General features: G+C 71.1%; 16 protein-coding genes. 14 read left to right on the top strand and 2 right to left on the bottom strand.

Going from position 1 to position 16,660, the window contains the following annotated elements; genetic code table 11:
- Positions 1-87: 87 nt before the first annotated feature.
- From truA to glmM, 5 genes are all read left to right on the top strand, one after another.
- Positions 88-942: a tRNA pseudouridine(38-40) synthase TruA gene (gene truA, locus M4960_RS08985; RefSeq protein ID WP_248704065.1), complete on the top strand. Its 855-nt coding sequence runs from the start codon at positions 88-90 to the stop codon at positions 940-942.
- A gap of 81 nt (positions 943-1,023) precedes the next feature.
- Positions 1,024-4,143: an ExeM/NucH family extracellular endonuclease gene (locus tag M4960_RS08980; RefSeq protein ID WP_248704064.1), complete on the top strand. Its 3,120-nt coding sequence runs from the start codon at positions 1,024-1,026 to the stop codon at positions 4,141-4,143.
- Positions 4,144-4,474: 331 nt separating this feature from the next.
- Positions 4,475-4,921, top strand: a complete 447-nt coding sequence (gene rplM / locus M4960_RS08975; RefSeq protein ID WP_071259898.1) for a 50S ribosomal protein L13 — start codon at positions 4,475-4,477, stop codon at positions 4,919-4,921.
- Between the two features lie 36 nt (positions 4,922-4,957).
- On the top strand, positions 4,958-5,443 hold the full coding sequence (rpsI, locus tag M4960_RS08970) for a 30S ribosomal protein S9 (protein ID WP_111083442.1): 486 nt from the start codon (positions 4,958-4,960) through the stop codon (positions 5,441-5,443).
- Positions 5,444-5,465: 22 nt separating this feature from the next.
- Entirely contained in the window at positions 5,466-6,839 is a 1,374-nt protein-coding gene (gene glmM / locus M4960_RS08965) for a phosphoglucosamine mutase (RefSeq protein WP_248704063.1), read from the top strand.
- 119 nt (positions 6,840-6,958) lie between these two features.
- On the opposite strand, the gene coaA is transcribed toward glmM, so the two are convergent.
- Together coaA and M4960_RS08955 are read right to left on the bottom strand one after the other, a co-directional pair.
- A complete protein-coding gene (gene coaA, locus M4960_RS08960) occupies positions 6,959-7,903 on the bottom strand; it encodes a type I pantothenate kinase (protein WP_123339480.1) in 945 nt (314 codons plus the stop codon).
- 105 nt (positions 7,904-8,008) lie between these two features.
- Positions 8,009-8,494 (bottom strand): glutathione peroxidase, encoded by a 486-nt coding sequence (locus M4960_RS08955; protein WP_111083439.1) that lies wholly within the window; start codon positions 8,492-8,494, stop codon positions 8,009-8,011.
- 70 nt (positions 8,495-8,564) lie between these two features.
- On the opposite strand from M4960_RS08955, the gene glmS reads away from it, so the two are divergent.
- The 9 genes from glmS to tsaD all read left to right on the top strand — a co-directional run bounded on the left by glmS (position 8,565) and on the right by tsaD (position 16,624).
- Positions 8,565-10,412, top strand: a complete 1,848-nt coding sequence (gene glmS, locus M4960_RS08950; protein WP_123936953.1) for a glutamine--fructose-6-phosphate transaminase (isomerizing) — start codon at positions 8,565-8,567, stop codon at positions 10,410-10,412.
- A 7-nt stretch (positions 10,413-10,419) separates the two neighbouring features.
- Complete coding sequence (locus M4960_RS08945; protein WP_248704062.1) at positions 10,420-10,794, top strand: holo-ACP synthase; 375 nt, start codon at positions 10,420-10,422, stop codon at positions 10,792-10,794.
- Entirely contained in the window at positions 10,791-11,894 is a 1,104-nt protein-coding gene (gene alr / locus M4960_RS08940; protein WP_134194341.1) for an alanine racemase, read from the top strand. Before M4960_RS08945 ends, alr (M4960_RS08940) begins: the two co-directional genes overlap by 4 nt.
- Positions 11,891-13,057 (top strand): alanine racemase, encoded by a 1,167-nt coding sequence (gene alr / locus M4960_RS08935; RefSeq protein WP_173168924.1) that lies wholly within the window; start codon positions 11,891-11,893, stop codon positions 13,055-13,057. Before alr (M4960_RS08940) ends, alr (M4960_RS08935) begins: the two co-directional genes overlap by 4 nt.
- The gene (gene tsaE / locus M4960_RS08930; protein ID WP_248704061.1) at positions 13,054-13,566 is read left to right on the top strand and encodes a tRNA (adenosine(37)-N6)-threonylcarbamoyltransferase complex ATPase subunit type 1 TsaE; all 513 of its coding nucleotides are present in this window, start codon (positions 13,054-13,056) and stop codon (positions 13,564-13,566) included. Before alr (M4960_RS08935) ends, tsaE begins: the two co-directional genes overlap by 4 nt.
- Positions 13,567-13,636: 70 nt before the next feature.
- Positions 13,637-14,233: an NAD(P)H-dependent oxidoreductase gene (locus tag M4960_RS08925; protein ID WP_173168923.1), complete on the top strand. Its 597-nt coding sequence runs from the start codon at positions 13,637-13,639 to the stop codon at positions 14,231-14,233.
- A gap of 135 nt (positions 14,234-14,368) precedes the next feature.
- Entirely contained in the window at positions 14,369-15,004 is a 636-nt protein-coding gene (gene tsaB / locus M4960_RS08920; protein ID WP_248704060.1) for a tRNA (adenosine(37)-N6)-threonylcarbamoyltransferase complex dimerization subunit type 1 TsaB, read from the top strand.
- Positions 15,001-15,582 (top strand): ribosomal protein S18-alanine N-acetyltransferase, encoded by a 582-nt coding sequence (rimI, locus tag M4960_RS08915; protein WP_248704059.1) that lies wholly within the window; start codon positions 15,001-15,003, stop codon positions 15,580-15,582. Before tsaB ends, rimI begins: the two co-directional genes overlap by 4 nt.
- Positions 15,569-16,624, top strand: coding sequence for a tRNA (adenosine(37)-N6)-threonylcarbamoyltransferase complex transferase subunit TsaD (tsaD, locus tag M4960_RS08910; protein WP_248704058.1), 1,056 nt, complete (start codon positions 15,569-15,571; stop codon positions 16,622-16,624). Before rimI ends, tsaD begins: the two co-directional genes overlap by 14 nt.
- The last annotated feature ends 36 nt before the right edge of the window (positions 16,625-16,660 follow it).

Here is a 16,660-nt window from a genome sequence, read left to right as displayed (position 1 = left end):
AATGTCCTTTCGTCGATGTCGAGGACGATGGTGCCGCGGGGCGCTCACGCGGCACTGACGTGGCGCTGACATGGCTACCGTGGGGACGTGAGCGAAACGGTGCGACTGCGGCTGGACATCGCGTACGACGGGGCCGCGTTCTCCGGGTGGGCCAGGCAGCCCGGGCTGCGGACCGTGCAGGGCGCGCTCGAGGCCGCCCTCGCCACCGTCTTCACCCGGTGGGGCGAGCCGCCACTGCTCACCGTCGCCGGACGCACCGACGCCGGCGTGCACGCCACCGGGCAGGTCGCCCACCTCGACCTGTCCGCCGAGCAGTGGGACGCACTCAGCGCCAAGCGCGGCACGGGGCGCTCGCCGCTGGACGGGCTCGTCAAACGCGTGAACGGCATCGCGGCACCCGAGGGCGACGTCGTCGTCACCCGGGCGTCGGTCGCGCCGGACGGGTTCGACGCCCGGTTCTCGCCGCTCTGGCGACGGTACGAGTACCGGATCGCGGACGCCGACGCCCCGCGCGATCCACGTCGGCGCGGGCACACGGTCTGGCACGGGGCGAGCCTCGACCCGGCAGCGATGGAGCGCGGTGCGCTGACGTTGTTGGGGCTGCACGACTTCGCGACGTTCTGCAAGCCGCGCGAGGGCGCGACGACCATCCGGACGTTGCAGGAGTTCCGCTGGGACCGCGAGCCGGACGGCGTGCTGGTGGCGCGCCTCCAGGCCGATGCGTTCTGCCACTCCATGGTGCGCGCGATGGTGGGGGCGACCATCGCCGTCGGCGAGGGACGGTTCGGGCCGGAACGACTCGAGGAGCTCCGCGTCGCCGAGACGCGGACGAGCGCGTTCAAGACCGCTCCGGCGAAGGGGCTGACCCTGACCGAGGTGGGGTACCCGGCCGACGAGGAGCTCGCGGGGCGGGCGGAGCAGACGCGGGCGCGGCGGGAGTGAACGCCCGGCCTTGATGTTGCCGAACGCAATCATTCACCTGCGCGAAACCTGAGGGACTCCGCAGGTCGGTAGCGTGCGGGCATGCCCAACTCCCTCGGGCGCACTCTGCTGTGCGCCACGGCTGCCGCGACACTCCTCGCAGCCCCGCTCGTCACCGTCACCGCAGCGACCGCGAACCCCGAGGGGAGTGGCCTCGTCATCGAGGAGGCCTACCTGAAGGCGGGCAGCAACGGCGCCTTCTACAACCAGAAGTTCATCGAGATCGGCAACCCGACCGACGCCCCGGTGTCGCTCGACGGCTGGTCGCTGCAGTACCGCTCGGCGACGAGCACCGGCGCCTTCTCGACGAGCGCGCTCGAGGGGACGGTGCCGGCCGCGGGCACGTTCCTGGTGTCGATGGCCGGCAACGGCGGCGCCACCCCGGTCGGAGCGGACCTGCCGACGGCGGACGACACCGCCTCGCTGAACCCCTCCGGAACCACGGGCACGCTCGTGCTGTCCGACGCCTCCACGCCGGTGGCGCTCGCCGCGGGTCCCGTGACGACCGGCACCGCTGGCGTCGTCGACCTGCTCGGCTACGGCGCCTCGAACACCTTCGAGGGCACCGTGCGCACCGTCGAGGGTGCGAACGCCGTGCCGAACGGCCTGGTCCGCCAGGGCACCGCGGACACCGACGACAACGGCGCGGACTTCTCGGTGACGACGACCCTGACCCCGCGGAACGCCGCGGGTGAGACGGCTGCGCCGACCGACCCGACCGAGCCCACCGACCCGACGGAGCCGACGGACCCCGGCGCCCCCGCCGAGGCCGTGACCATCGCCCAGCTGCAGGGCACCACGGACACCTCGCCCTACGCCGGCAAGACCGTCACCACCGACGGTGTCGTCACCGCGGTGTACGCGTCCGGCGGCTTCAACGGCTACACGATCCAGACCCCGGGGACCGGCGGCGCGATCGACTTCGGCACCCACACCGCGTCCGACGCCGTGTTCGTCTTCTCGTCCGCGACCGCCGGGCTGGTGGCCGAGGGTGACCACGTGCGCGTCACCGGTGGGGTCTCCGAGTACTTCGGCCTGACCGAGCTGACGGTGTCGGGGGCATCCTCGCTCGAAAAGCTCAGCGACGCCGTCGTCGCTCCGCAGCCCGCCGCGGTCGCGTTCCCGTCGTCGGACGCGCAGCGCGAGTCGCTCGAGAGCATGCTCATCGCCCCGCAGGGCTCCTTCACGGTCGCCGACAACTACACGACGAACCAGTACGGCGAGGTCGTGCTCGCCAGCGGCGCCGGCCGGCTCGTCCAGCCGACCGAGGTCGGTCGTCCGGGCAGCGCCGCGGCGACGGCCGCCGCGGCGTCGAACGCCGCGCGCAAGGTCACGCTCGACGACGGTGCCAGCACCAACTTCCTGACGAAGGCCAACCAGGGCATCCCGGTGTCGTGGCTCACCCAGGGTCCGGTCACCGTCGGTGCGACCGCCACGTTCGAGGGTCCGGTCGTCCTCGACTACCGCAACAGCGGGTGGAAGTTCCAGCCGACCGCGCCGATCACCGGTGCGACCCCGGCGGCGGACCTGCCCGCGTCGTTCTCGAACGTGCGGCAGGCCGAGCCGCAGGACGTCGGCGGTGACCTCAAGCTCGCTGGGTTCAACGTGCTGAACTACTTCCCGACCACGGGTGACCAGCTCACCGGCTGCTCGTACTACACCGACCGTGCGGGCGACCCCGTCACGGTGAACTCCGGCTGCGACGCCCGCGGTGCTGCTGAGGAAGAGGACTTCCTGCGCCAGCAGGTCAAGATCGTCAAGGCGATCAACGGCCTCGGTGCCGACGTCGTCTCGCTCGAGGAGATCGAGAACTCGGCGCGCTTCGGCCAGGACCGCGACGCCGCGGTCGCCACGCTCGTCGACGCCCTGAACGCCGCCACCGGCGAGGACACCTGGGCCTACGCGAAGTCGCCCGCGACCGTCCCGGCGAGCGAGGACGTCATCCGCCTCGCGCTCATCTACAAGCAGGACCGCGTCGAACCCGTCGGTGAGTCGACGATCCTGCTCGATGACGCCTTCACGAACGCCCGGCAGCCCGTCGCGGACGCGTTCCGCCCCGTCGGCGGCACCGCGGACGACGACTTCCTGGTGATCGCGAACCACTTCAAGTCGAAGGGCTCCGGCACCGGCGAGAACGCCGACCAGGGTGACGGCCAGGGCGCCTCGAACGCCGACCGGGTGCGGCAGGCGAAGGCCCTCGTGACCTTCTCCACCGACATGCAGGCGCAGTACGGCACCGACAAGGTGTTCATGCTCGGCGACTTCAACGCCTACAGCAAGGAGGACCCGGTGGTCGTCCTCGACGACGCCGGTTACACCGACCTCGGCCCGGCGCTCGACGCCACCGAGTACTCCTACGTGTTCTCCGGCCTGAGCGGGTCGCTCGACCACGTGTTCGCGTCCCCGGCCGCCACCGAGACGGTCACGGGCGTGGACATCTGGAACATCAACTCGGTCGAGTCGGTGGGTCTGGAGTACAGCCGCTACAACTACAACGCGTCGGACCTGTACACCGACGACGTGTTCCGCGCGAGCGACCACGACCCGATCCTGGTGGGCTTCGACCTCGATGCTGCGGGCACCGACCCGGGCACCGACCCCGGGACCGACCCGACCCCGGTGCCGACCCCGACCCCGACGCCGGGTGACGGCGGCACGACCCCGACCCCGACCCCGACGCCGACGCCCACGTCGAAGCCGACCCCTGCTCCGACCCCGTCCGCTCCGAGCACGGTGCCGCCGGTGGCCCCGTCGGAGACCGGTCTGACCGACGCGAACCGCGGGAGCGTCTCGGCGCCGTCGTCGGCTCGTGCGGGGGAGACCATCACGGTGACGGTCGGCTCGCAGTACGCGGGTGACGTCGTGAACGTGTGGCTGTACTCGACCCCGACGCTGCTCGGCACCGTGACGGTCGGCGCTGACGGCACGGTGCGCGTCACGATCCCGTCGGACACCCCCGCTGGTGCACACCGCCTCGCGGTGACGGCCGCGGACGGGAGCCTGATCGGCTGGACCCCGATCACGATCACCGCTGACGGGCAGCTCGCGTTCACGGGTGCCGAGGGCCTCGGTGTCGGTGCGCTCATCGCGTTCCTGCTGCTCGCCGCGGGTGCGGGCGTCCTGATCGTCCGCCGCCGGAGGACCGCGGCCGCCGCGGAGTAGTCCCCACGCCCCACGGGGGCACTTCGTGAGCAGGAATGGTCGGGTTCGCCGTGCGCGACCCGACCATTGCTGCTCACCATGCGGGGGTGGGCGCGACCCCAGTGCGGACGGGAGGCCCGTGGCCAGGCCGCCACGTGCCTCCCGTCCGGCAGTGGCTGCGTTTGACCGACGCGACCCGCGTCGGCTAGGCTCTCACCTTGGTCTGTGCGCCACGCGCGCCGGACAGTCAGATGAGCCCTCCATCCGGGCGTTCCGCCGGCTTCTGCCGCGGGGAACCCCGACCGGAGTGGGATTCACGGACTCCTCACCTCGACACGAAAGCAGCACTCCTGTGACTCGCACGTTCTCACCGAAGCCGGCAGACGTCCAGCACGACTGGATCGTCATCGACGCGACCGACGTCGTCCTCGGCCGTCTCGCCACCCACGCCGCGGCGCTCCTGCGCGGCAAGCACAAGGCCACCTTCGCCCAGCACATGGACATGGGTGACTACGTCATCATCGTGAACGCCGACAAGGTCGCCCTGACCGGTTCGAAGCTCGCGAAGAAGGTCTACTACCGCCACTCCGGGTACCCGGGCGGCCTGACGGCGACCTCCTACCCGGAGATGCTCGAGAAGCACCCTACCCGCGCCGTCGAGAAGGCGATCCGCGGCATGCTGCCGAAGAACACCCTCGGTCGCGAGCAGCTCAAGAAGCTGAAGGTCTACGCCGGCGCGGAGCACCCGCACTCCGCGCAGCAGCCCAAGGCGTACATCTTCGACCAGGTCGCACAGTAGTTCCGGCCACGACGACTTCAAGGACACAGAAAACTCATGGCTCAGATCGCTGATTCCCTCGACCAGACCCCGGAGAGCTTCACCACGGAGAGCGCACCCGCCGCTGCCGAGGCTGCTCCCCGTCAGATCCTCAACGTCTCCGGCGGTGCCGTCGGGCGCCGCAAGGAGGCCATCGCGCGCGTTCGCCTCGTTCCGGGCTCCGGCACGTTCGTCGTGAACGGTCGCTCGCTCGAGGACTACTTCCCGAACAAGCTGCACCAGCAGCTCATCAACGACCCGTTCAAGGTCCTCGAGCTCCTCGGCTCGTACGACGTCGTCGCCCGCATCACCGGTGGCGGCCCCTCGGGTCAGGCCGGCGCACTCCGCCTCGCCATCGCCCGCACGCTGAACGAGATCGACCGCGAGAACAACCGCGCGACCCTCAAGAAGGCCGGCTTCCTCACCCGTGACGCCCGCGTCATCGAGCGCAAGAAGGCCGGTCTCAAGAAGGCCCGCAAGGCTTCGCAGTTCTCGAAGCGCTAGTCGTCACCGGCTGAAGATCGCAATGCCGCGTCTGTTCGGTACCGACGGGGTTCGTGGTCTCGCCAACGGCGAGCTGACGGCCGCGCTCGCACTGGGTCTTGCCCAGGCGAGCGCGGCCGTCCTCACACACGGACACCATGCCGACGCCCGCCGGGCGTCCGGTCGACCGCGCCCGCGCGCGGTCCTCGCGCGCGACCCGCGCGTCTCCGGTGAGTTCCTCGGGTCCGCTGTCGCGGCCGGGCTCGCCTCCGCCGGCGTCGACGTGCTCGACGCCGGAGTCATCCCCACTCCCGCTGCGGCGTTCCTCGTCGCGGACATCGACGCCGACTTCGGCGTGATGATCTCCGCGTCGCACAACCCCGCCCCGGACAACGGGATCAAGTTCTTCGCCACGGGTGGTCGCAAGCTGCCGGACGAGGTCGAGGACCGCATCGAAGCGGCCATGCACGACCACTCCGCGCCGACCCCCACCGGCATCGACGTCGGTCGGATCACCCGGTTCGCCGACGCCGAGGACCGCTACGTCGTCCACCTGCTCGGCACGCTGCCGCACCGGCTCGACGGCATCCACGTCGTGCTCGACTGCGCCAACGGTGCTGCCGCCGGCGTCTCGCCCGAGGTGTTCGTGAACGCCGGGGCCCGCGTGACGCTCATCGGCGCCGAGCCCGACGGCTGGAACATCAACGACGGCGTCGGCTCGACCCACATCGACAACCTGTCCCGCGCCGTCCTGGCTGCCGGCGCGGACATCGGCATCGCGCACGACGGCGACGCCGACCGCTGCCTGGCGGTGGACGCCGCGGGCAACGCCATCGACGGTGACCAGATCATGGCGATCCTGGCGCTGTCGTTGCAGGAGCGCGGCCGGCTGAAGGACGACACCCTCGTCGCGACGGTCATGTCCAACCTCGGGCTGAAGCGTGCCATGGCGGATGCGGGCATCACCGTGATCGAGGCCGGCGTCGGTGACCGCTACGTGCTCGAGAAGATGAACGAGGGCGACTACTCCATCGGTGGCGAGCAGTCCGGCCACATCATCTTCAACGAGTACGCCACCACGGGTGACGGCATCCTGACCGGGCTGCACCTGGTCGCCGAGATGGCGCGCACCGGGAAGTCGCTGCAGGAGCTCGCCTCGTGCATGACGGTGTTCCCGCAGGTGCTGCTCAACGTGCGCGGGGTCGACCGGCACGGTCTCGCCGACCAGGGTGTGCAGGACGCCATCGCCGCCGCCAGCGAGGCGCTCGGAGACAGCGGCCGTGTGCTGCTCCGTCCGTCGGGCACCGAGCCCGTCGTGCGCGTGATGGTCGAGGCCGCCTCGCAGGACGATGCCCAGCGCATCGCCGAGGAGCTCGCCGCCGTCGTGCAGGAGCGCCTGGCGCTCGACGCCGCGTAGGCCGGAGTGCCGACCGCACGCTGCACAACCAAAGTTCGTTCGAACCATGCAGATGCGCGGTTCGAACGCACTTTGGTTGTGCGGGCGGATCCGCACCGGCCGTGCAGGCAACGCTCCGACTAGATCTTGCGGAGCAGGACCGAGTTCACCTTGTGGTCGGCGGCCTTCTTCAGCACCAGGGTCGCCCGGGACCGGGTCGGCAGGACGTTCTCGAGCAGGTTCGGCTCGTTGATCGCCCGCCAGACCTCGGTCGCCGTCCGGACCGCGTCGTCGCGCGACAGCGAGGCGAACCGGTGGAAGAAGGAGTCCGGGCTCGAGAACGCCTCTTCCTGCAGGGCCAGGAACCGGTCGACGTACCAGGCCTCGATGTCCTTGGTCTTGGCGTCGACGTAGATCGTGAAGTCGAACAGGTCGGACAGCGCGAGCCGCCCGTGCACCGGCGGGGCGAGCACGTTCAGGCCCTCGACGATGAGGATGTCCGGCTGGCGGACGACGATCTCGGCGTCCGGCACGATGTCGTAGACCAGGTGCGAGTAGTACGGCGCCCGGACTTCGGTCGCGCCGCTCTTCACCTGGCTGACGAACCGCAGCAGGGAGCGACGGTCGTAGGACTCCGGGAAGCCCTTCCGGTCCATGATCCCGCGACGCTCGAGCTCGGCGTTCGGGTACAGGAAGCCGTCGGTGGTCACCAGCTCGACCCGCGGGGTGTCCGGCCAGCGCTTCGTCAGCTCGCGGAGCAGTCGGGCGACGGTCGACTTGCCGACGGCGACGGAGCCCGCGACGCCGATGACGAACGGCGTGCGTCCGGCTCGGTCACCCAGGAACGCCGATGTCGACGCGTGCAGGTTCCGTGCGCCGGCGGCGTAGAGCGTCAGCAGCCGTGACAGCGGCAGGTAGACCTCCTGCACCTCCTGCATGTCCAGCCGGTCGCCGAGCCCGCGCAGCTGCACGATCTCGGTCTCGGTGAGCGACAGGTGCTCCTTGGGTGCGAGCTGCGACCACTCGTGCCGCGGGATCTCCACGAACGGGGTCGGGTGCGCGACGGCGGTCTCCGGGATCGGCATGGGGACGAGCGTACAGACGGGAGGCCCGGTGCAGGTGAGCTGACCGGCTCACCTCTACCGGGCCTCCCGTCCAGTGCTCGGTGTGCGTCCGCAGGACGCGGTGCGTCAGGCGGGCAGGGCGGCCTCGATGGCCGCGATCACCTCGGGGGCGTCCGGCTTCGTGGTCGGACGGAAGCGCGAGACGGTGCCGTCGGGGGCGACGAGGAACTTCTCGAAGTTCCAGCTGACCCGTCCGGCCTTGCCGTCGGCGTCCGGGGTCTCCTTGAGCGCCTGGTAGAGCGGGTGCGCGCTCTTGCCGTTCACCTTGACCTTCTCGGACATCGGGAAGGTGACGCCCCACGTGGTGGAGCAGTACTCGTCGATGGCCTCGGACGAGCCGAGCTCCTGCAGGAACTGGTTGCTCGGGAACCCGAGGACCGTGAAGCCGCGCGGGCCGTACTGCTTCTGGAGGGCCTCGAGCTGCTCGTACTGCGGAGCGAGACCGCACCGCGACGCCACGTTCACGACCAGCACCGCCTTGTCCGCGAACGAGCCGAACGTGGTGTCCTCGCCGTGCAGCGTGGTGATGGCGATGTCGTCGAAGCGTCCCATGGCCGAAACGTTATCCCCAGCCCTGCTGCTTCGCAGGGTCCGCGCTCAGGCAGACCGTAGGATCGCTTCCATGTGTGGAATCGTCGGCTACGTCGGCAGCAACAGCAGCCAGGACGTCCTCCTCGGTGGCCTCCGTCGCCTCGAGTACCGCGGCTACGACTCGGCGGGCATCGCCGTGGTCGACCCTGCGGGGGACCTCGTCTCCGCCAAGAAGGCGGGCAAGCTCCAGGCTCTCGTCGACGAGCTCGAGTCGTCGCCGATCCCGGACGGCACCACGGGCATCGGGCACACCCGCTGGGCGACCCACGGCGGCCCGACGGACGGCAACGCCCACCCGCACCTGGCCGACGGCGACAAGCTCGCCCTCATCCACAACGGCATCATCGAGAACTTCTCCGAGCTGCGCGCCGAGCTGCAGGCCGAGGGCATCGAGTTCCGCAGCGAGACCGACTCCGAGGTCGCCGCGCACCTGGTCGGTCGGGCGTTCCGCGAGACCGGTGACCTGACCGCCGCCATGCAGCAGGCCGTGCAGCGACTGGACGGGGCGTTCACGCTCCTCGTCGTGCACGCCGACCAGCCCGGCGTCGTCGTCGGCGCCCGTCGCAACTCCCCGCTCGTGGTGGGCCTGGGCGACGGCGAGAACTTCATGGGCTCGGACGTCGCCGCGTTCGTCGCCTACACACAGCGCGCGCTCGCGATCGGGCAGGACGAGATCGCCACGATCCGCCCCGACCGCGTCGACGTCATCCACTTCGACGGCACCCCGGCCACCCCGAGCGAGTTCGAGGTGAACTGGGACGCCTCCGCCGCCGACAAGGGCGGCTGGTCCTCGTTCATGGCGAAGGAGATCAGCGAGGAGCCCGAGGCCGTCGCCAAGACGATCCTCGGCCGCGTGCACGACGGTGCCGTCACCCTGACCGACCTCGACCCGATCGCCGAGCGTCTGGCCACGGTCGACCGCGTCATCGTGATCGCCTGCGGCACCGCTGCGTACGCCGGCATCCTCGGCAAGTACGCCATCGAGCAGTGGGCCCGGATCCCGGTCGAGGTCGAGCTCGCCCACGAGTTCCGCTACCGCGACCCGGTGCTGAACGACCGCACGCTCGTCGTCTCGATCAGCCAGTCCGGCGAGACGATGGACACGCTCATGGCCGTCAAGTACGCCCGCGAGCAGGGCGCGCAGGTGCTGTCGATCTGCAACACCCAGGGCGCGACGATCCCGCGCGAGTCCGACGCCGTGATCTACACGCACGCCGGGCCCGAGGTCGCCGTCGCGTCGACGAAGGCCTTCATCGCCCAGGGCGTTGCGCTGTACCTCCTGGGGCTGCACCTGGCCACCCTTCGCGGCACCATGACGGCAGAGCAGATCGCCGAGCAGGTCGCCGAGCTCGAGGGCCTGGCCCCGAAGCTGCAGCAGACCATCGAGGACGCCGCTGGCATCAAGGACCTGGCGCGCTGGATGGCGGACACCCGCAGCGTGCTGTTCCTCGGTCGCCACGTCGGCTACCCGATCGCGCTCGAGGGCGCGCTCAAGCTCAAGGAGCTCGCGTACATCCACGCCGAGGGCTTCGCTGCGGGTGAACTCAAGCACGGCCCGATCGCGCTCATCGAGCCCGGACAGATCGTCTTCGTCATCGTGCCGTCGCCGCGTGACCCGCGGTCGCTGCACCCGAAGGTCGTTTCGAACATCCAGGAGATCCGCGCCCGTGGTGCTCGCGTGATCGCCATCGCGGAAGAGGGCGACGCCGCCGTGCTGCCCTTCGCCGACGAGGTCCTGCGCATCCCGCTCGCGACCCCGCTGTTCGAGCCGCTGCTCGCCGTGGCGCCGCTGCACATGTTCGGCATGGAGCTCGCCGCGGCCAAGGGCCTCGACGTCGACCAGCCGCGCAACCTCGCGAAGTCGGTCACCGTCGAGTAGTCGCACGATGATCATCGGCATCGGGGTCGACGTGGTGGACCTGGAGCGGTTCGAACGGGTGCTGTCGCGCACGCCGGCGATGCGTGCACGGTTGTTCACCCCGGCCGAGCAGGTCCGCGACGGCGAACAACGGCCGATCGCGTCGCTCGCTGCGCGGTTCGCGGCCAAGGAAGCCCTGATCAAGGCGTTCGGCTCCAGTGCCGGGCTCAGCTGGCAGGACCTCGAGGTCGTGTCGGACGACCAGCGCAACCCGTCGCTGACGCTGCACCAACAGGCGCGACAGGTGGCGGACGCGCGTGGCGTGACGGGCGTGCACCTGTCGCTCTCGCATGATGGAGGGATCGCGACCGCGTTCGTGGTCCTGGAGGGAACAACGAAGTGAGTGCGTTCACCGGCATCACGGTCGATCGTGAAGCGCTGATCGAGAACTACGCGACGATCGCCGAGCAGGTCGCACCGGCCGGCGTCATCGCGGTCGTGAAGGCCAACGCCTACGGCCACGGCGCACTCGACGCCGCACGGGCCTTCGTCGACGCCGGTGCCGAGTGGCTCGGGGTCGCGGACATCGACGAGGCCGTCGCGCTCCGGCAGGGCGGCATCGACGAGGACGTCCGGATCCTCGCGTGGTTGCACGCCCCCGACGAGGACTTCCGCCGGGCAGCGCAGTACGGCATCACCCCGGCGGTGTCGAGCGTCGAGCAGCTGTCCGCCGCTGCCGACTCCGAGGTCGGCGCCGTGCACATCTGCGTCGACACCGGCCTCAGCCGCAACGGTGCGGTCGAGTCCGAGTGGACCGAACTCTTCGCGACCGCCGGGGCCCTCGCCCGTGGTGGCAACCGCACCCGTGTCGAGGGGCTGATGTCGCACCTGTCGAACGCGTCGCGCACGGACGACCTCGACCAGGACGCCGCACTGCAGCGCGCACTCGACGGCCTCGCCGCCAACGGGATCGTGCCCGACCTGGTGCACCTCGCCGCGAGTGCCGCGAGCATCGCCGTGCCGGAGACGCGCCGCGACCTGTCCCGCGTCGGGCTTGCCCTGTACGGCCTGAGCCCGTTCACCGACCGCACGTCGGCCGACCTCGGCCTCCGCCCCGCGATGCGTGTGACCGCTGCCGTGCTCCGCACCGTCGACGTCCGCGCCGGCGAGGGTGTGTCCTACGGCTACACCTGGCGGGCGTCGACCGACACCCGCCTCGCTGTCATCGGCCTCGGGTACGCCGACGGCTTCGACCGCGACTTCGGCAACCGGGTCTCGGTCCGCATCGGCGACCGCACGTTCCCGGTGGTCGGCCGGGTCGCGATGAACGCCATGCACGTGGACATCGGCGACGCCGACGTCAGCATCGGCGACGAAGCCGTGCTCTGGGGTGACCCGGCGAACGGCGACCCCGCGGTCGAGGACTGGGCCGCCGCGATCGGCACCATCAACTACGAGGTGGTCGCCCGGGTCGGCCACAGCGTGCACCGGAGGACGACGTGAGCTCCGCACCCCTGCGCCAGGCACGGATCGATCTGGACGCCTACCGCGCGAACCTCGACCTGGTCCGCGAGTGGATGGACCCCGTCGCGGTCATGGCGATCATGAAGGCCGACGCCTACGGCCACGGCCTCGAGCCGATCGCGCTCGCCGCGGTGGACGCTGGCATCCGCTGGATCGGGGTGCTCACGGTCCCTGCGGCCCTGCGTCTGCGGTCGATCGGCGTCGGTGAGGACGTCCACCTCTTCACCTGGCAGCACGACCCCGCCCTGGACTTCCGCGACGCCATCGACTCCGCCGTCGACCTCGGTGTCTCGAACGTGCCGGAGCTGCGGCGCGTCATCGACGCCGTCGACCAGCGACCCGCGCGCGTGCACCTCGGCTTCGACTCCGGGCTGCACCGCGACGGAGCGACCCCGGCGGCCTGGCCGGCGCTCGTGTCGCTCGCGCTGGACGCCCAGCGCGCCGGCCGCATCGAGGTCGTCGCGGCGTACACGCACCTGGCGGAGTCCTCGGACCAGGACGACGCCGACGCCGTGGCGCTCTTCGACGCCGCCGTGGAGCAGGCCGACGACCTCGGGCTCGACCTCCCGATGGAGCACGTCGCCGCCTCGCTCGCCGGGTTGGAGCGCAAGGAGTTCCGCAAGGACATGGTCCGGATGGGCGCCAACCTGTTCGGCATCCCCGGCGCGGACGGTGTGTCGGCGGCCGACCTCGGGCTCGAACCCGTGATGACCCTGACGGCGTCGGTCGCGAAGACCAAGCGGGTGCCCGTCGACACCGGCGTCTCGTACGACTACACGTACCGCACCGCCTCGGAGACCACCCTCGCGCTCGTGCCCGTCGGGTACGCGGACGGCGTCCCCCGACTGGCGCAGGGCCGCATCGAGGTCGCGATCGGCGGCAAGCGCTATCCGATCGCCGGCCGTGTGGCCATGGACCAGTTCCTGGTCGACGTCGGCGACGACGACGTCCGCACCGGCGACACCGTGACCCTGTTCGGCACCGGCGAGCACGACGAGATGACCGTCCTCGACTGGGGCCGTTCGCTCGGCACCATCGGCGAGGAGATCGTCTGCCGCATCGGGACCCGCGTGCCACGGTTCTACGAGGGCCACGACATCGAGGGACGCGTCGGGGAGTACCTGCGGGGCGACCAGTCGTGACCGGCGCCGCTCGGGTCCTGCTGGACACCGCCGTCGACGGCACCGATGCGATGGGCCAGCTCGGGGCGCGGTTGGCCGAGGTCCTGCGTGCCGGGGACCTGGTCGTGCTGACCGGTCCGCTCGGCGCCGGCAAGACGACGCTGACCCGTGGCCTCGGCGCCGCCCTCGGTGCGCGTGGCCAGGTGTCGAGCCCGACCTTCGTCCTCGCCCGGACGCACCCCACCACCGCCGGCCCGGACCTGGTGCACGTCGACGCCTACCGGCTGTCCGACCCCGTCGAGCTCGACGACCTCGACCTCGACTGGGATGCGTCGATCGTCGTGGTCGAGTGGGGCCGCGGCATGGTCGACGGGATCAGCGACAGCGTGCTCGACGTCGAGATCACCCGTGCCACCGGTGCCGACGTCTCCGGCACCACCGAGGCCGACGACCCCGACGACGTCCCCGACGAACCCCGCCGCGTCGTCGTCACCGCGACCGGCCCGCGCTGGGCCGACGTCTCGCTCTGACTCCGCCCCGACGACCAGGCGTGGTGCCGACGATCCAGGCATCGGGCAGCCTCCACGGTGAAGATGGACCGTGCCCACGCTCATCGTCACCGCCCACCCGGACCCCGATTCGCTGACGAGCCACCTCGCGCAGCGTCTCCGCGACGCGTTGCCCGCGGGTTCCGTCGAGATCGCCGATCTGGCCGCCGAGGACTTCGACCCGCGCTTCACGCTCGCCGACCGTCACACCTACCGCACCGGTGACGACACCCCGGGCGACATCGTCGCCGAGCAGCGTCGCATCGACCAGGCAACCGACCTCGTCCTGGTGTTCCCGGTCTGGTGGTGGTCGATGCCCGCGCTGCTCAAGGGCTGGATCGACCGCGTGTTCGTCAACGGGTGGGCCTTCGACGTCGACCCAGATGGCGGCATGCGACGGAACCTCGGCCGGTTGCGGGTGCACCTGGTGCCGATCGCCGGGGACGACGCAGGCGTCTACGAACGCCACGGGTACGGCGAGGCCTTCCGGACGCAGGTCGAGCACGGCATCGTCGACTACTGCGGTGCCCGTCGCGGCGTCACCGCATTCGTCCACGAGTCCGAACACGACGACACCGAGGTCCGTGAGCGCGCGGTCGCCAGCGCCATCGACACCGTTCGCCGTGCAATCACGACGGACAACGCGTGACCATCTGCAAGTTCCGTCGGAACTTATAACTCAAAGCCCGTTTTGCTTATGATGACGGGATGCGCCGAGAAGACGCGGTCGCTGGCAGCCTCGACGAGGACTGACCCCTCGCCGCACCCCGCCTACGATGGACGGGTGCTCCTCGCCATCGACACCTCCGCCGGAACCTCCGTGGCCGTCGTCGACCCGGCCACCGGCACGCCCCTCGCCACCCGCGACACCGAGGACAGCCGCCGGCACGCCGAGGTGATCGGCCCGTTCCTGGCCGAGGCACTCGCCGAGGCCGGCATCACCGGCGCGGACGTCACGGGCGTCGTCGCCGGCATGGGCCCCGGCCCGTTCACCGGTCTGCGCGTCGGCATCGCCGCCGCCCGCACCTTCGCCGCCGCGGTCGGCGTCCCCGTCCTGCCACTCGTCAGCCACGACGCGGTCGCGGCCGACGAGCGCGACGGCCGACGGGACGGACCGTTCGTCGTCCTGACGGACGCCCGCCGGCGCGAGGTCTACTGGAGCGCGTACGACCAGACCGGCACGCGCGTTGCGGGTCCGGGTCTCGCCAAGCCCGCCGATCTCGACGAGGCGATCCGTGCCTCCCGGCCCGAAGCGGTGGGCTGGGACCGCGTGACGGCCCTGTCCATCCCTGCCTGGAGGCTCGGATCACTCGCCGCGGACCGCCTGCGGTCCGGCGCGGGGTTCGACCAGGACACCCCCCTCTACCTGCGGGAACCCGACGTCACGGTGCCGGGTGCGCCGAAACGGGTGAAGCAGTGACGGTGCCGGACGGGCTCCGCCTGCGGCGGGCGCACCCGCAGGACCTGGACGACATCATGTGGCTCGAGCACGTCTCGTTCCCGACGGACGCCTGGTCGGCGTCGCAGATGTCGGGCGAGCTGTACTCGCCGCACGGGTACTACGTCGTGATCGAGACCGTCGACGACTCGGCCGCGCCGTCGGTCGTCGGGTACGCCGGACTGTCCTCGTTGGCGGGCAACCCGGTCGCCGACGTGCAGACCATCGCGGTCGCGGCCGAGCAGCGCGGCAAGGGACTCGGGCGGGTGCTCTTCACGGACCTGCTCGACGAGGCCCGTCGCCGCGGTGTGCGCGAGGTGTTCCTCGAGGTCCGCGCCGACAACCCCGTCGCGCAGTCGATGTACACGGCGTTCGGGTTCGAGCACATCGCGACCCGGCCCCGGTACTACCAGCCGGACGGCGTCGACGCGTGGGTGATGCGGGCGGAGCTGCCGGTCGCAGTAGACGCGGCGCCGGCGCCGACGCCGACGACGACGCCAACGCCGACGCCGTCGACCGTCGGCCCGATCGGACAGGAGGCGCTCGATGAGCGTGGCTGAACCACTGGTGCTCGGCATCGAGACGAGCTGCGACGAGACGGGCGTGGGCATCGTGCGGGGGAGCACCCTGCTCGCGAACGTCATCGCGTCGAGCATGGACGAGCACGCCCGGTACGGCGGCGTCGTGCCCGAGGTCGCCGCGCGGGCCCACCTCGAGGCGATGACCCCGACGCTGCACGAGGCCCTCGAGCGGGCCGGGGTCACCCTCGAGGAACTCGACGCCGTCGCGGTCACCGCCGGGCCGGGGCTGGCGGGCGCGCTCATGGTCGGGGTCGGTGCCGCGAAGGCGCTCGCCGTCGCCACCGGCAAGCCCCTGTACGGCGTGAACCACCTGGTCGGGCACGTCGGTGCCGACGTCCTGCGCACGGACGGCAGTGACATCGAGCTGCCGACGATCGCGCTGCTGGTGTCCGGCGGGCACACCTCGCTGCTGCTCGTGAAGGACCTGGTCGGCGACGTCGAACTGCTCGGCGAGACCATCGACGACGCCGCGGGTGAAGCGTTCGACAAGGTCGCACGGCTGCTCGGCCTGCCGTACCCCGGCGGGCCGCAGATCGACCGCGCCGCGGCGGACGGCGACCCGAAGGCCATCCGGTTCCCCCGCGGCCTGACGTTGCCGAAGGACCTGGCCGCGCACCGGTACGACTTCTCGTTCTCCGGGCTGAAGACCGCCGTCGCCCGCTGGGTCGAGCGCTGCCGCGACGAAGGCCGCGAGGTGCCCGTGGCCGACGTCGCCGCGAGCTTCCGCGAAGCCGTCGTCGACGTCCTGCTGACCAAGGCCCTGAACGCGTGCCGCGACACCGGCGTGGATCGGCTCCTGCTCGGTGGCGGTGTGGTCGCGAACGCTCGGCTGCGGCAGGTCGCCGAGGAGCGGTGCGCCGCCGCGGGGGTGCAGCTGCGGATCCCGCCGTTCGACCTGTGCACGGACAACGGCGCCATGATCGCGGCCGTCGGCGCACGGCTGGTCGCCGAGGGGCACGCGCCGAGCGACCTCGGGATCGCGGCCGACTCGACGTTGCCGGTGACGACCGTCCAGGTCTGAACCTTCCGGGCCCCGTCCAGGTCTGAACCGTCCGGG

This window comes from Curtobacterium sp. MWU13-2055, from assembly GCF_023242305.1.
GTDB lineage: Bacteria > Actinomycetota > Actinomycetes > Actinomycetales > Microbacteriaceae > Curtobacterium.
Note: the sequence above shows the minus strand (reverse complement) of the source record. Positions and strands in the feature narration are given on the sequence as shown.

What these genes read in the sequence shown, in the direction of transcription:
- M4960_RS08955 (WP_111083439.1), bottom strand. Translation starts at nt 8,494, where the DNA reads ATGGGACGCTTCGACGACATCGCCATCACCACGCTGCACGGCGAGGAC.
- coaA (WP_123339480.1), bottom strand. Translation starts at nt 7,903, where the DNA reads ATGCCGATCCCGGAGACCGCCGTCGCGCACCCGACCCCGTTCGTGGAG.
- glmM (WP_248704063.1), top strand. Translation starts at nt 5,466, where the DNA reads ATGCCGCGTCTGTTCGGTACCGACGGGGTTCGTGGTCTCGCCAACGGC.
- glmS (WP_123936953.1), top strand. Translation starts at nt 8,565, where the DNA reads ATGTGTGGAATCGTCGGCTACGTCGGCAGCAACAGCAGCCAGGACGTC.
- M4960_RS08980 (WP_248704064.1), top strand. Translation starts at nt 1,024, where the DNA reads ATGCCCAACTCCCTCGGGCGCACTCTGCTGTGCGCCACGGCTGCCGCG.
- tsaD (WP_248704058.1), top strand. Translation starts at nt 15,569, where the DNA reads ATGAGCGTGGCTGAACCACTGGTGCTCGGCATCGAGACGAGCTGCGAC.
- M4960_RS08945 (WP_248704062.1), top strand. Translation starts at nt 10,420, where the DNA reads ATGATCATCGGCATCGGGGTCGACGTGGTGGACCTGGAGCGGTTCGAA.
- rpsI (WP_111083442.1), top strand. Translation starts at nt 4,958, where the DNA reads ATGGCTCAGATCGCTGATTCCCTCGACCAGACCCCGGAGAGCTTCACC.